Annotated in this window: 12 protein-coding genes; 6 read left to right on the top strand and 6 right to left on the bottom strand. The window is 35.9% G+C overall.

Annotation, left to right across the window (positions count from 1 at the left end; all coding sequences use genetic code 11):
* Positions 1-182: 182 nt before the first annotated feature.
* Entirely contained in the window at positions 183-542 is a 360-nt protein-coding gene (locus tag AA0017_RS22115; protein WP_413382777.1) for an ArsR/SmtB family transcription factor, read from the top strand.
* A 25-nt stretch (positions 543-567) separates the two neighbouring features.
* Positions 568-1566: an NADP-dependent oxidoreductase gene (locus tag AA0017_RS22110; RefSeq protein WP_413378086.1), complete on the top strand. Its 999-nt coding sequence runs from the start codon at positions 568-570 to the stop codon at positions 1564-1566.
* 112 nt (positions 1567-1678) lie between these two features.
* On the opposite strand, the gene AA0017_RS22105 is transcribed toward AA0017_RS22110, so the two are convergent.
* The 6 genes from AA0017_RS22105 to AA0017_RS22080 form a co-directional block, all read right to left on the bottom strand.
* The gene (locus AA0017_RS22105) at positions 1679-2950 is read right to left on the bottom strand and encodes a short-chain fatty acid transporter (RefSeq protein WP_413378084.1); all 1272 of its coding nucleotides are present in this window, start codon (positions 2948-2950) and stop codon (positions 1679-1681) included.
* Between the two features lie 275 nt (positions 2951-3225).
* Positions 3226-4653: an aldehyde dehydrogenase family protein gene (locus AA0017_RS22100; protein ID WP_413378082.1), complete on the bottom strand. Its 1428-nt coding sequence runs from the start codon at positions 4651-4653 to the stop codon at positions 3226-3228.
* 28 nt (positions 4654-4681) lie between these two features.
* Complete coding sequence (locus tag AA0017_RS22095) at positions 4682-5890, bottom strand: iron-containing alcohol dehydrogenase (protein ID WP_413378080.1); 1209 nt, start codon at positions 5888-5890, stop codon at positions 4682-4684.
* Between the two features lie 93 nt (positions 5891-5983).
* Complete coding sequence (locus AA0017_RS22090) at positions 5984-7609, bottom strand: flavin-containing monooxygenase (protein WP_413378078.1); 1626 nt, start codon at positions 7607-7609, stop codon at positions 5984-5986.
* Positions 7610-7624: 15 nt separating this feature from the next.
* Complete coding sequence (locus AA0017_RS22085) at positions 7625-8584, bottom strand: alpha/beta hydrolase (RefSeq protein WP_413378076.1); 960 nt, start codon at positions 8582-8584, stop codon at positions 7625-7627.
* Positions 8585-8795: 211 nt separating this feature from the next.
* Entirely contained in the window at positions 8796-10325 is a 1530-nt protein-coding gene (locus tag AA0017_RS22080; protein ID WP_413378074.1) for a sigma-54 interaction domain-containing protein, read from the bottom strand.
* 389 nt (positions 10326-10714) lie between these two features.
* Here AA0017_RS22080 and AA0017_RS22075 point away from each other — a divergent pair, with 389 nt between their 5' ends.
* The 4 genes from AA0017_RS22075 (at position 10715) to AA0017_RS22060 (ending at position 15544) form a co-directional block, all read left to right on the top strand.
* Positions 10715-11446: an IclR family transcriptional regulator gene (locus AA0017_RS22075; RefSeq protein WP_413378072.1), complete on the top strand. Its 732-nt coding sequence runs from the start codon at positions 10715-10717 to the stop codon at positions 11444-11446.
* 16 nt (positions 11447-11462) lie between these two features.
* Positions 11463-12848, top strand: coding sequence for a dihydroorotase (locus tag AA0017_RS22070; protein ID WP_413378070.1), 1386 nt, complete (start codon positions 11463-11465; stop codon positions 12846-12848).
* A 149-nt stretch (positions 12849-12997) separates the two neighbouring features.
* Positions 12998-14356, top strand: coding sequence for an MmgE/PrpD family protein (locus AA0017_RS22065; protein WP_413378068.1), 1359 nt, complete (start codon positions 12998-13000; stop codon positions 14354-14356).
* Positions 14357-14362: 6 nt separating this feature from the next.
* Complete coding sequence (locus AA0017_RS22060) at positions 14363-15544, top strand: M20 family metallo-hydrolase (RefSeq protein ID WP_413378066.1); 1182 nt, start codon at positions 14363-14365, stop codon at positions 15542-15544.
* Positions 15545-15570 lie beyond the last annotated feature (26 nt).

Here is a 15570-nt window from a genome sequence, read left to right as displayed (position 1 = left end):
AAAAAAATTAATTATATTGTAAAAGTCCTCTTCTATTATGTGATTCGTCTCGATTTGCTTTCTCAATATTGCACCGAATACAGCAATCGTATATTGTTGTATTCATCAATATCGTTCATCAACTTAAACAGTTAGACTAATCTTTTCGACAAGTCACTGTCACCTGTCGAATAATTGGAGGTATTAATAAAATGAATAAACAGGATCAGTTAGATAGGATCAAAGAGGATTTTATAAATTCACAAAAGGTACTATTGGCGATTGGTGATGAAACACGTCAATCGATCTTGTTAGTGTTAATGGGAACGGATTGTCAATCAGGATTACGGGTTGGGGAAATCACTGAACAAACACACCTTTCTCGGCCTGCTGTATCCCACCATCTCAAGATTTTGCGAGAGGCTGGTATTATTTTAATGCGTAAAGAAGGGACAAAAAATTTTTATTCTATTAATGTACGGACAAAATTAGGGTTATTAAAAACGCTTGTGCTGGATATTGAAACTTTGATGACGAACTTTTACGAAAATGAAGAAATATAAACAAACATTATTAGGAGGAATTAATATGAGAGCAATGGTTATTGATCGATATGGGAAAGTCCCCGTGCGGATGGCAGAAATGCCCACACCTGAAATGAAGGAATATGAGGTGCTCGCAGAAATTCATGCAGCTAGCATTAATCCTGTTGATTTTAAGATACGTGATGGGAAAGTGAAATTGTTAGTTAATTATAAAATGCCTCTTATCTTAGGAAATGACTTTTCCGGTGTTGTGGTCAAGGTTGGAGCGAAAGTGACTCGTTTTAAAGTGGGTGATGAAATATATGCACGCCCACGTAAGAGTAATATCGGCACTTTTGCCGAATATATCTCCGTTCATGAAGACGACATCGCCTTAAAACCTAAAAATTTGAGCTTTGAGGAAGCCGCATCAATCCCCCTTGTTGGGTTAACGACCTATCAAGCCTTACATGACATAATGCACTTACAAAAAGGACAAAAGATTTTAATTCATGCTGGATCTGGTGGTGTCGGAACCTTTGCGATTCAACTAGCTAAATTAATGGGTGCCACGGTGGCAACAACGGCCAGTGAAGCTGGTGAGAATTTAGTAAAATCCCTCGGTGCAGATGAAATGATTAATTACAAAACAGAGAAATTTGAGGAGATCCTAAAAAATTATGATGCCGTATTCGATACACTTGGAGGCCAAATACTCGAAAAATCATTCGATGTCGTAAAAGACGGTGGAAAAATTGTCTCCGTTTCGGGACTACCGAATGCTCGTTTTGGCAAAGAATACGGTTCCGGATTTTTTAAAACGATGTTGTTTTCACTAGCCAGTCATAAACTTACGGCCCTTGAAAAAAAGCATAATGTTCAATATACGTTCTTGTTTATGAAGCCAAGCGGAGAGCAATTACGTACTATAGCAACCTATATTGAGTCTGGTAAAATCAAACCTATCATTGATAGAGTTTTACCATTTGAAGAAGCTCAAAAAGCGATGGAATATGCGGAGTCTGGAAGGGCGAAAGGGAAAATCATTTTGAAAGTTAGATAGTGAATTCGACAGGTGCCACCCGATTTATGTCGAAAAAGCATCCTCGCTGTGAGGATGCTTTTTCGTTTGTTTCTAGTAAATTAACATCCGACAGCGCATCTGCCACATCTCTTTAAAAGAACAACATACCTATTGAAATTGGAATAACAGCCCAGAAGAGAATAATAATACAAAAGCCCATTATATCTCGAACTTTTAAACCAGCAATTGCTAATAAGGGCAGAGCCCAAAACGGTTGTATAACTGTTGTCCATGCATCACCCCAAGCAACAGCCATTGCTATTTTTGCAGGTTCTACGCCTAATTCTACAGCTGTTTGAATAACGATTGGCCCCTGAATTGCCCACTGACCTCCCCCGGATGGAACGAATACATTAATAAGACCAGCACTTAAGAATGTGAATAATGGAAATGTAAAATCAGTAGATATAGAGATAAACCATACAGCGAGTTTATCAGAGAGGCCGGAGCCAACAATCATAGCCATAATTCCAGCATAAAAAGGAAACTGTATAATGATCCCACCAGCATTTTTAGTTGCATCGCTCAAAACAGACAGATATCTTCTTGGTGTTTTGTGTAAAAGAATACCTAGAAATAAGAAGGAAAAATTCACTATGTTTATATTTAAATCAAGTCCATTTTGAAAGAAATAATAAATAACAAATACTAAACCTACGCCCCCAATTAACAAAGGAAGGAGCTTACTATTTTCAATCCATTCGGAAGGTGTTCTTTCTAAAACAGAAGTCGTAGCCGCTTCTTCATTATGGTTATGAAAACTTTTTAATATAGTGGGGTCAATTGTATGGTTGATATCGGTAGATTTCAGGATTAAATAATTTACAATTGGTAAAGTGATAACTAAGCAGAGCATAATGAAAATATTATAAGGTGATAACAGAGTTTCGCTAATTGGGATAACACCCATTTGTTCTTCTAAGAAATGTCCTGGAGTGGCAATCGTAAGAGGAATCGATCCAGATAAGCCACCATGCCAAACAAGAATTCCACTATAAGCAGAGGCGATTAGTATTCGATAATCTACTTTCGGCACTACTTTCACCACGTGCTGAGCAATCAATCCTCCAATGACTAAACCAAATCCATAATTAATCATACATGCAAACATAGCAACAAGAGTTACAAGTATAATAGCTTGTCCGGGCGTGTGTGCAAATAATGCTAAACGAGTTAATACACTTTTGATTATCGGTGTATTAGCCAAGATATACCCTGTTATTACAATAAGTGCCATCTGCATCGTGAAAGCTAATAAATTCCAGAAACCATCCCCCCAATAAACCATAATATCTACTGGAGTCGATTCTGTTAGTGTTACACTAAGAACAAAAACGAATATAGTAAAAATAAAAGCAATCACTAGTGAATCTGGCAGGTAGCGTTGAATCGTTCAATCAAAGAAACGGATTATTGCAGAAAACATAATTAAAACCCCTCTCATTTGATTATCATTTGTCGTCATTTCGTAAACTTCTAGAACTTAACTTGTTAACGTTTTCAAAAAATATTAGTATTTCGATCTTTCATTCATATAAATATTTCTTTAATATCAACTTCGCCACCAACATGACAAATGGTTGCTCTACTAACCTTTTAATGATTAGCCAAAAGATAGGTTAGTAGAGGTATATACAATTAGCTTATTGTTTGATTCCAAACGACTAATTTTAACTCTGTCATCTCTTCAAGTGTATATTTTATCCCTTCTCTCACATTCCCACTTTCTTTAATACCGCCATATGGCATTTGATCGACCCGATAAGTAGGGATATCATTAATCATGACTCCGCCAACCTCAAGTTGTTTAGAAGAACGAAAAGCTGTATGAATATCATTTGTGAAAATTCCTGCTTGCAATCCAAATCTTGAATTGTTAATAAATTCAATACCTTCATCTACTGATTTAATCGGTTGAACAATCACAACTGGTGCAAACACTTCTTGACATGACACTTTAGAACTTTCATCTACATCAACTAAAATGGTCGGTAACAAAATGTTATTGACCACTTCGCCTCCGGTAATTACTCTAGCTCCTTCCTTAATAGCTTCATCTATCCAGCCTTTTGCTCTTTCTGTTTCCCCTTTAGAAATCAATGTTGAAAGATCCGTTCCTACATTTAAAGGATCACCTAATACTAAATTCTCTGCTTCACTTTTAAATTTCTCCATAAATTCATTTAGCAGATTCTCCATAATATAAATTCTTTGAAGAGATATACACACTTGACCTTGATTAGAAAACGCACCAGTCACACATCTTGGTACAATTTGCTCTAAATCAACATTTTCGTCGATTATGAGGCCCGCATTTGATCCTAATTCCAAGGCGACTTTTTTTAAGCCAGCCTTCTTGCGGATCCCAATACCTACTTCTGGGCTTCCTGTAAAAGTAATCATTTTAACCTTGTCGTTATTAACTAATCGCTCTCCGACTCTTTTTCCACTTCCTGTTATTAGATTAAATGCACCCTTTGGAACTCCAGCTTCCTCTAACATTTCTGCTAGTATATAAGCTGATAACGGCGTTTGAGAGGCTGGTTTTAACACAATTGTATTTCCAGCTGCAATCGCTGGACCCACTTTATGAGCAACCAAATTCATCGGAAAATTAAATGGCGTAATCGCAGCTACTACACCTATTGGCTCTTTTACTGTATACCCTAGTCGATTTTCTCCATTTTTTGCTGCATCTAAAGGGACCATTTCTCCGTGTAATCTTTTCGCTTCTTCTGCAGAAAATTGATAGGTTTCAATCGTTCTTTCTACTTCATCTAATGAGAACTTTAACGGTTTGGCGGATTCTAATGAAATAAGTTTTGCTACTTCCAGTTTATTTTCCACTAGTAACCGGACTAAATTATTTAATATTTCTGATTTTTCATGAGATGTAAGTCCTTCCATTACTTCCTTTGTATTATAAGCTGCATCTATAGCAGCATCTACTTGTGCTTCAGACGCTTGAGGAACCTCTGCAATTTTCTCTCCTGAATATGGAGAAAATAAATCAGCATATTCTTCTGACTCTATCCACTCACCATTAATGTATAGTTTCTTTTTCATTTATTTCATCTCCTATAACCTAATTCATTTATGATTTGTAGGCCTTCACTTCTTCTTTTTCTTCTTTTTGAACAATTTGACCATTAAATGAAGCTTTATAAATTGTATAAATGTCCTCTTCTAATAAAGGAATTGGACTTCGAGCTAATAAACGTTGTTGCTTCAATGCCTCACTCGTTAAACGATCGAGCCCCTCCTCAGGAATATTAAAATCTTTTAATGTAGAAGGAATGTTGACATCTCTCACTAATTTCCTTAATTCCTCCACACATTTATACGATGCTTCACCTATTGTTAGGTTAACAGAGCTAAAACCAAGTGCATCGTAAATTTCTTTCATCTCTTTTTCACAACTCTCACGAATATAACCCATAACATAAGGGAGTAATACTGCATTCGAGTCCCCATGTGCTATATGATACTGACCACCAATAGGATAGGCTAATGCATGTACACCAGCTACACCTGCATTAAAAAAGGCAAGACCAGCTAAGTAGCTTCCATAACTCATATCGATCCGCGCTTGCTTGTTTTCTCCATTTGAAACTGCCTTTCGGATAGACTGACCAATCAAACGAATCGCTTGTAGAGCTAATGCGTCCGTGACCACATTTCTATTCTTTGATACATAGGCTTCAATCGCATGTGTTAATGCATCAATACCCGTTGACGCTGTAATATTAGGTGGTAATGAGGTCGTTAAAGCTGGATCAATAATGGCAACGTCTGCTAACAAATAATCATGAGTTACGACATCTTTAGTTGACTCAAGCGATAAAACAGAAATATTTGTCACCTCTGAACCAGTTCCAGAGGTGGTTGGAATTAAGATAGTCGGAATTCCTTTTTTGGAAATTTTCTTTGTCCCCGTTAAATTTAGATAATCTTCTACATTCCCTTCATGAGAAACTAGCACTCCTGCAAGTTTTGTTAAATCAAGGGCACTTCCTCCTCCAACTCCAATAACCATTTCAAACTGATTGTTACGAGTATACTTCACTAATTTTTCTCCAATCGCTAAAGGAGGTTCAGGAAGCGTATCTATATAAATATCAATTAAATAACCTGCTTCTTTTAAAGGTTCTGCAACTTGATTTGTTAAGCCAATTTTATTTAAGAACGGATCTGTTACAATAAGTATTTTCTTCACATCAAAACGCTCTACTTCACCCAATAGATGAGTCAAAGCCCCCCACCCTGTATAACTAATTGGTGCAAATGTGATCTTTTCAGACATTTCCTTCACCTCTCCATTCAAATATAAACACATTCTCCATTTGATTAACTTTCAATTTTATTGGTAATCTGAGTATTTCAATATGATGGTTGTTTAGATACTTGTTGGTGTATTCATAACTGTCTTAGAAAAACCTTCATATTCTTTTTCAGCAATCTTATTACATATTTCTCGATAGTTCTTAAGTCCACCAAGATAAATTAAGAAGTTTCTTGGTTTTCCTACCACATTTGAACCGGTGTACCATGAATCGGTTTGGACATAGAGTGTCTTTGATGCAACGTCTGCACAGTGTGAACTCCATCCTTCTTCTGCTTCTTTCTTTGCTTCCAATAAGTCAATTTCATTACGACGTGCATATTGAAGTGCACCTGAAATCCATTCTACATGTTGTTGAATCGATACAAGCATATTAGTCAGTACAGAAGGACTTTCCGGACCAGTTATCATAAACATATTAGGAAATTCGGCATTGGCAATACCAAGATAGGTTTGAACCTTTTCACCGTTTTTCCACTTCTGTTTTAGAGAAATTCCGTCTCTACCTCGAATGTCCATTTTAAATAAAGCACCTGTCATCGCATCGTAACCAGTGGCAAAAATAATACTATCTAGCTCATATTCTTGCTTTTCTGTTTGAATGCCTTTTGGAGTAATTTCAATGATGGGTTTACTTTTCACATCGACTAATTCTACATTTTCCTTGTTGTAAGTTTCATAATAGCCAGAATCTTTGATCGGTCTTTTTGTAGCGTAATAATATTGCGGAAGTAACGTTTCAGCGACCCCTTGTTCATCTATAATTCCTTTAATTTTTGAGTGGATAAACTCAACTGCCGTTCTATTTGAATGAGGATTTGTCGTAAAATCCTTATACGAAAATTGAAAATCCACGCCCCCTTTTTCCCATGCTTCTTCAAAGACTCTATCTCGATTTTCTGGTGTATCTTCAATAGCAGAAGGCAATCCCTCTTTTACAATAAAACCGGCTGGAGAATCAATTAGAGCCTGCTTTATTTCTCTAAAGTTACTTTTTGTTTTTTGAATAAACTCCGCACTATACGGATAATTATTTGCTGGAACACTGTATTGTGGTGTTCTTTGGAAAACAGTAAGCTTTTTAACTTCATCTGCAATGGTTGGAATGATTTGAACACCAGTTGAACCAGTTCCAATTACACCGACCCGCTTCCCAGTAAAATCAACTTCTTCATGTGGCCAATTCCCTGTATGATACCACTCTCCTCCAAAGCTATCTAAACCTTCAAAAGTAGGAATATTAGAAGTAGAGAGACAACCAACTCCCGTTATAAAATACTTAGCTGATATGATTTCTCCATCATTTGTATAGATCATCCATCGATTCAACTCTTCATCATAATGTGCTTTTGTCACTCGAGTATTTAGTTGAATATCCGAACGTAATTGGAATTTATCTGCAACATAGTTTAAATAACTTAATAGCTCTTCTTGCTCAGGGTAACGAGAAGACCAGGTCCATTCTTTATAAAGCTCTTCTGAAAATGTATAGCAGTAATGAATACTCTCTGTATCACAACGAGCACCTGGATAACGATTCCAATACCAAACTCCTCCCACACCGTCACCAGCTTCATATACACGAGTCGTAAAGCCAGCTTCTCTTAATCGATAAAGCATATATAATCCAGAAAAACCAGCACCTACAACGACAGCGTCTAACTGTTTCACTTTATCCATTTCTTAGTCCTCCAATTAAAATTGATTTTTTATATTTTCTAATAGAAATTGCTTGATATGAGTCACCGTATTTTTAATTCGTTCTTGAAAAATCACCATATTTGTAAAGTAAGCATGTATTAAACCTCTTTCACTAATCACCCTTACCTTAACCCCAGCCTTGTTTAATCGTTCTGCATACATAAAACCATCGTCACGAAGAACATCATTTTCTACTAAAATAATCAAAGTAGGTGGAAGATTCGATAGAGCATCCGCCAGTAAAGGGGACACAAATCTATTGGTTTTATCAGACTCATTTTTAATATAATGTTCGCTATACCAAATCATTTTCTCTCTATCCAGTCCAAACCCGTATTGGTATTTTAAATAGGAAGTGCTATCAAAAGTCATATTCGTTACGGGGTAAAGAAGAATTTGAGAAAGAATCTTAGGACCTTTCCTTTCTTTAGATAACATCGATACAGCATTCGCCAGATTCCCTCCAGCACTATCTCCGCCAACTATTATTTTGAATGCGTCACCATTTATTGAGTTTGCGTTTTTATCGACCCATTTCAGTGCTTCATAAGAATCTTGTAAAGGAATAGGAAATTTATGTTCAGGTGCCAACCTATAATCCACTGAAATTACTATACATCCAGTCTGATTTGCTAGCATCCTACAACTTAAATCAACCATTTCAATATCCCCTACAACCCAACCACCCCCGTGGTAATAAAGAAAAAGTGGAAAAGGACCGTCACCAAGAGGTGTATATATTCTCAACTTCATCTTTGAACTTTCACCGACTGGAATTTGAGTATCTTCAATCTTATTTAAAGGCACCTCTTCTACTTCAACCGCTAAAGATAAAACAGCAGGTGGAGCTTGTGTAAACATTTCTCTCGCTACCTTTGGGTCTATTGGTTGAAATGCTGATGATTGGTTTAATAATGCTAAATATTTCTTTGCCATCGGATCTAAGGTGCTCAAAAAATACCCTCCTTTCTCATTTTGATGATTTATAATTAAATTAATTGCAAGAAGTGTGCCAACTTGAAATTAGCGTACTTAATAACTTTTAATGTATGACAAAAAAAGTAGCGATGAAATTTATCATCACTACTTTTTTATAATATCTACTTGTTTATTGAAGATAACGCTTTCAGAGACAGATGAAAAAAATCATCTGTCTCTGATGATATTAATCATCACTTAGCTTAATACCTAACCTTTTTGCCTTTTTTACAACGGTTGATTGATTGATTTTTAATGCCGCAGCAACTTTTCTAGTACTACCATGCTTTTTTAAGGCTCTCTCAATCGTTAGTTTCTCCACCTTTTGTACAATTTCTTTAAGACTACTCCCTACTTCCAAATCCTTCACATTTATTGGATTAATATTCAATGATTTTCTAATAAAGTCATTATCAACAATTGTATTTGTCTCCGAAATAATAACCAGCCTTTCAATAATGTTTTGCAGTTCTCTAACATTTCCTGGCCAGGAATATTGATTTAACAATTCAATCCCTTCATAATCGACAACGACATGTTTATTATACTTTTTATTATAAGTATCTAAAAAATAATTACTTAACACTTCAATATCCCCCTCTCGTTCCCTTAGAGAGGGAATATAAATCGGAAACACATTTAATCGATAATATAAATCTTCTCTGAATTCACCTTTTTTTACACGTTCGTATAAATCACGGTTTGTCGCAGCCAAAATTCTTACATCTAATTTAATCGGTTTATTACCACCTACACGCGTTACTTCTTTTTCTTGAATAACTCTTAATAATTTTGATTGTAATTCTATCGGCATTTCTCCAATTTCATCCAACAAAAGAGTTCCCTTATCTGCTAATTCAAACATACCAATCTTCCCTTTTGTCCCTGCACCAGTAAATGAGCCCTTTTCATAACCAAAAAGCTCAGATTCTAATAAATTTGCAGGAATAGCTGCACAGTTCACCTTAATAAAAGGTCTCCCGTTTCGTTCACTATGCGAATATATTTCATTAGCAACAACTTCCTTTCCTGTTCCCGTTTCACCTGTTATAAGGACCGTTACATCAAGGTCCGCTACTTTTTGAATCATTGTACGTACACTAGATAATTTATAACTCTCTCCCAGAAAATTTGTTTCAAAATTCAGTTTTCTCAAATGTTCAATTTCCTGTTTATTTTTTATTTTATCTTTTTCAACAGCCAACATGCGTTCCTTTGTCATAGCCAATTCATTTTGCATTCTCAACAAATCCGTCATCTCTCTAACAATAACAACAACACTTCTAAGGTTACCTTCCTCATCCAATACAGGGTTCCCAGTCGTTAATACATTCACACCATTATGTATAGTAGCCATTGCGTTGACTTGTTTCTTTTCTTTAATCACTTCTGGTGTAACAGCATTTGTAAAATATCCAGAATTCATAAGATCGCTTACATATTTATCCTTAAAAATACTAGCATCAATTCCTGTAATTCTACTATAAGCTGTATTTGTATATAGAGTCTTTCCCTCACTATCTGAGATATAAATGCCATCATAAATTTGGTCCACAATATATCTAAAATCAAAATAAACCAATTCATCTATTTGTTTATACATCTCTTGTAACTCATTTATTAAACTACTATTATCAGCATTAGCTGAACTAAGTCCCATGTCAGCTATTAATTTTTCTAAACGCTCTAAAATAATCTTCCCTTCACTTTGCTTCATTCATGCACCCCACCATCTTAGCTTTTTTGTATAAATTAATTATAATCAAATCTTTATACGTATGTAAGCTACGCTTTTAAAATCTATCATAGCTAAGAGGGAACAAAAATGTTAATTAAAAAATGCTGTTTTTACAAATCATTCCCCTCTGTGAAAACTACTCTTTATAAAAAAACATTATGAATTCAACTTCAGTTAGAGATTAATTATTTTTGCTCCAACCTACCCACATTTTAAATAATCTAAAAATTCTAACTTTTATGTTGACGAATGTCATTATTTTTATTATCCTTAACTTAACAAAAAATGATAATTGATTATCAATTATTAAAATTGTTTATTCTCCTTATCCAAACTAGAGAAACTACATAGCTAAAGGTGGTAAATATATGAGTGCAGAGAGAACATTAGAGATATTAGAGTTATTTACAATTAATCAAAGAGAATTATCGGTGCCACAAATGGCAGAATTACTTGATAAGCCGACAAGTTCAGTATATCGGCACCTTCGAGTTTTAAAAGAAAAGGGTTTTGTTACTGAACAAAGTAATGGATTTTATCGGTTGGGCTATCGATTTTTAGAATTAGCTACAATTGTTAAATCTTATAGCTCAATCTCAGAAATTTCTTTACCCTATATGCGGGAACTAACTCGAGAAACAGGTGAAACATCCATTTTAACGGTCAGATCCGACTTAAATGTGGTCAGTCTCGAAGTTGTTTCATCTCATGAACCAGTAAATGTATCTTCTGAGCAAGGAAAAATTATTCCTCTCTACGGCGGGGCTTCTTCAAAACCATTATTGGCTTACGCTGATGAATCTGTATTAGATGAATTATTCGACAAGGATATCGTTCAAAAGCATACGGATAAAACGATTACGAATAAAGGAGAGCTGAAGCGAGAACTTGCAGATATTAGAGAAAATGGGTACTCAACATCAGACGAAGAATTAGATATTGGTGTTTATGCCATTGGAGTTCCCATTCAAGATGCAAATAACTACACAGTAGCTACATTAAGTATTGCAGGCCCGAGAGAGCGCATGCTCCAAAAGAACCAAACAGAATTAATCAATAAATTATTAGATAGCGTTAAACAAATTCAAAAATACTTATAAAGAAGGAGCTCAAACAATGGAACCTTTTGATTTAGTCATAAAAGGAAATGTTGTCTTAGAAGATAGGATGGAACATTCTTATATCGGAGTTCAATCAGGAAAGATCAAAAAAATCTCCCCTATACATCTTCCTTTACATGGAAAAAGAGAAATTGACTATGGCAACCACTACGTATTTCCGGGAGCCATTGATGTTCATGTCCACTGTTTTAGTAACCCAAAAGAAGGTTTTATCAAAACAAGTGCTTCAGCAGCTGTTGGTGGAGTGACAACCTTCTTAGATATGCCATATGATTTACCGAATCCAATAAATAACGTAAAAGAGTTTAATCGAAAAGTAGAACTCCTCGAAAAAGAAGCAATCGTCGATATTGGTTTATGGGGAACGATTTCGAAATGGAATGGCTCCGATGAAATTGTTAATTTAGCAAAAGCTGGTGCCATGTCATTTAAGATGTCAACATTTGAAACCGATCCGTACAGATTTCCAAAAATACCTGATTACGAGATATTAAAAGCTATGAAAAAATTAAATGAAGTCGACTTAGTTGTCGCTTTCCATTCAGAGAATGATGAGATCATTAAGCAACTTATTCAAGAATACCAAGAAAGTAATAAGGTATATCCAAAAGCTCATACCGAGACTAGACCTCCTGTTACCGAAACAAGTAGTGTCCTTCAACTAATGGAATTTGCCTATTGGACAAATGCCAAACTTCATATCGCTCATGTTAGTCACCCAAGAACAATCGATCTGATTCAACAATTTAGAGAGCAAGGTGTTCAAGTTACCTGCGAAACTTGTTACCCTTATTTACTACTTGATATTGACGATTTAGAACAACAAGGCCCTAAGGCTAAAATGAACCCACCTCTTAGAGAAACAGAAGATGTAAATCGTATGTGGCAACACCTTCAAGCAGGAAAAATCGACTTAATTTCATCTGATCATGCCCCTTGGGAAAAAGAAAAGAAAGTAATTGGAAACGAGAATATTTTCCGTTCAGCTTCTGGTCTTTCCGGATTAGAAATTATTGTCCCTCTCATGTATGACAGTATAGTCTCTGAAGGAAAGCTTAGTCCTGTTCAATTTGCAAAAGTCATGGCTCAACACCCCGCAGAAGTTTTCAGCATTCCTAATAAAGGGAAAATTTCAGAAGGGTATGATGCAGACTTTTTCGTAATAAACCCAAATGAATATTGGGAAGTTGATGAAACTAAGTTCCAATCCAACTCAAAGATGACACCTTTTCATGGAAAAAAACTTAAAGGTAAAATCGTAGAAACAATAGTTCGAGGGACAACAGTTTATGATGGAAATAAGGTTGTCGTGAATCCAGGATTCGGAAACTTCATTAAAGGCTCAGCAGCCCAACAAGCACCACACCTACACACCTACTAAGACTAACCTCACTAGAAACTGTATAAACACAGTACCTGAAACACTTTTTCATATAAATACGAATTTTAACGTCCATTCTAAAGCTACCAATATCTCATATTTTCTTTTTCCAAAAATCTCCTCATCATTATTATACAAGGAGGATTCAGATGCCAAAATCGCTCACCGACATGTTAAGAAATGTTCTAGATTACGATGATTTCACTTCAAACACAATAGAACGTACTAAATGGGTTATTCTCGATTCTTTAGCAGCAGTCTTACAAAGTGTGTCAAGTGAGTCACCTATAATCAACTTTATAAAAGATGTAAGCAAAGAGACACCTAGCACTGAAAGTTGTATCCCTATCTTAGGAACCAATACTTTTACAACCAAAATAAATAGTGCCATTATCCACGGTACAGCGATGGTTAGTAATGAATTAGACGAAGGAAATCAATTTGCTAAAGGTCACCCCGCCGCACATATTCTACCTGCTGCCTACTTAAGCGCTATCGTCAATCGTTCGTCCGGTGAAGATTTTATTAAAGCTTTTATATTAGGCTATGAAACAAGTTCTAGATTAGCATATGCAACTAATATGAAAGATTACATGCATCCACATGGAACATGGGGCAATGTTGGAGGGGCCGTGGCTGCAAGTATACTAGCTAATAAAAGCAAGGAAGATATCATTGAAACCGCACTGCTTGCAGCTACACTACCAATCGCAACAACTTGGCAAGCTGCTGAAAAAGGGGTCTCTGCAAGAAATTTATATACTGGAATAGGCTCATACTTAGCCTATGAAGCTCTAGATTTACAGTCTTATGGATTTCGTAGTTCTTTATCTGTAGTTGAAGATTTATGGAGTCATATTATGTCTAATGGATTTCAACATTCAAGACTATTCGACGAACTATTAACACCACCTTTAATAGAAAAGAACTACTTTAAGTTATATCCATCCTGCCGCTTTACGCACTCAGCACTTGATGCCCTTCAGGCCATTTTACAAGAGTCTGATCTAGAACCAACCGACATAGAAAAAATTGAAGTCTATACGTATAGCCTAGCAAGTCGGTGCAAAACACAACAACCTAAGACCCCACTTGAAGCTAAATTTTCAATACCTTTTATGCTAGCGACCATGTTAAAAGGAATAGATTTATACCAAATAAATAATGAATCGGTGTTATTCGATCCATCCCTCTTGGTGCTAGCTTCAAAAATTTGTGTTTATGAGGATAAAAATCTAACGAGCCTGCTGCCTGAGCAAAGGCCTGCACGAGTGGTAATTAACTTGCATAATGGAAAGGAGCATAGTGCTACTGTCTTTTCAGCCATAGGTGAACACGACCAACCTTTTAATGAAAATGAATTATTGGAAAAGTACAACAAAATGCTCAACCCTTTTTATAGTAAACAACAAATTAGTCAACTCGTTACTTTCACATTTGCCTTAGAAACGTATGCTGACTTTAATTATTGGTTGAAGGACCTTACAAGTGGATTAGGAGGGAAATAACTAAATATGAAAGTGAATATTGAAAGAATTAAAGAAAACTTACTAGAAATGAGTGAGGTAGCAAATGCCGAAAATAACGGATATACTCGCTTAGCCTTTTCAAAGGAAGAAAAAGCTGCCCTAGAATGGTTAAAAGGAAAACTAGACGACTTAGAAGTCTCTGTAAGCGAGGATGCAGTTGGCAATGTTTTTGGTAGGATAGGCGCTCTCAATCAGCCAGCTATTGCGTTCGGTTCTCATTTGGATACTGTTCGTGAGGGAGGGCTTTATGATGGAGCCATTGGCGTTATTGTTGGTTTAGAATGTTTGCAAGTATTAAAAGAACACGGATACCCTCTTGATATTCCTTTAGAATTAATTTGTTTTGTTGGAGAAGAAGCAAACCCACTTGGTGGTACTTTTGGTAGTCGTGCAATAGCTGGATTAATAGATGAAGAACAATTGCCAAAATCATTCACCTCCTTCCCTTTTACACGAGAAGACGTATTTAAAGTAAAAGTGCCAAAAGAAGCGTATCGTCATTTTCTAGAATTGCATATAGAACAAGGAAGTGTTTTAGAAGAAAATCAAAATCAGATTGGCATAGTCCATTCAATCGCAGGAATTAAAAGGCTAAATATTCATATCAAAGGAAAAGCGAGTCATTCAGGAACTACTCCAATGAATCTACGAGAGGATGCATTGGTGAGGGCATCTTCATTAATTTTACAAGTGAATAAACTTGCCAGAGAGAGTACGGATGATATTGTAGCTACCATTGGAAAAGTAACTGTTCTTCCCAATTCAGAAAATGTCGTCCCTGGAGAGGTCCAACTCACTCTTGAAATGCGTGGGAGCAACATAAGAGAAATTGAAAACTTTGAAACTAATATTAGGAATTGGATTAGCGACAATTGTATAGCCCATATTTATAATGGAGTTCAAAAAAAACCTCAAACCTTATCTAAAGAGGTCCAACAGTCAATTGAAAAGAGTTGTACGAGACAGAATCTATCCTATCAGTCGATCATAAGTGGTGCCAACCATGATGCCAACTCTATGACAAATATATCGGACGTAGGAATGATTTTTATTCCAAGTAAAGACGGTTTAAGCCATCACCCAGAGGAATTTTCAAGTTGGGAAGATATTGAAGCAGGTGCAAATACCATGCTTTACACCTTATTAGACCTTTCAAAACTAGATTAATCGAGACCGAAAACTCATACGAATAA

The sequence above is a fragment of the Alkalihalobacillus phoenicis genome, from assembly GCF_047302405.1.
GTDB lineage: Bacteria > Bacillota > Bacilli > Bacillales > Bacillaceae_D > Alkalihalobacillus.
The sequence above is the reverse complement of the archived record's forward strand: the minus strand, read 5'-3'. Positions and strand labels throughout refer to the sequence as shown.

Bases quoted from the DNA above. Each gene is read 5' to 3' on its own strand.
- AA0017_RS22110 (WP_413378086.1), top strand. From the start codon at position 568: ATGAGAGCAATGGTTATTGATCGATATGGGAAAGTCCCCGTGCGGATG.
- AA0017_RS22100 (WP_413378082.1), bottom strand. From the start codon at position 4,653: ATGAAAAAGAAACTATACATTAATGGTGAGTGGATAGAGTCAGAAGAA.
- AA0017_RS22095 (WP_413378080.1), bottom strand. From the start codon at position 5,890: ATGTCTGAAAAGATCACATTTGCACCAATTAGTTATACAGGGTGGGGG.
- AA0017_RS22090 (WP_413378078.1), bottom strand. From the start codon at position 7,609: ATGGATAAAGTGAAACAGTTAGACGCTGTCGTTGTAGGTGCTGGTTTT.
- AA0017_RS22080 (WP_413378074.1), bottom strand. From the start codon at position 10,325: ATGAAGCAAAGTGAAGGGAAGATTATTTTAGAGCGTTTAGAAAAATTA.
- AA0017_RS22075 (WP_413378072.1), top strand. From the start codon at position 10,715: ATGAGTGCAGAGAGAACATTAGAGATATTAGAGTTATTTACAATTAAT.
- AA0017_RS22070 (WP_413378070.1), top strand. From the start codon at position 11,463: ATGGAACCTTTTGATTTAGTCATAAAAGGAAATGTTGTCTTAGAAGAT.
- AA0017_RS22065 (WP_413378068.1), top strand. From the start codon at position 12,998: ATGCCAAAATCGCTCACCGACATGTTAAGAAATGTTCTAGATTACGAT.
- AA0017_RS22060 (WP_413378066.1), top strand. From the start codon at position 14,363: ATGAAAGTGAATATTGAAAGAATTAAAGAAAACTTACTAGAAATGAGT.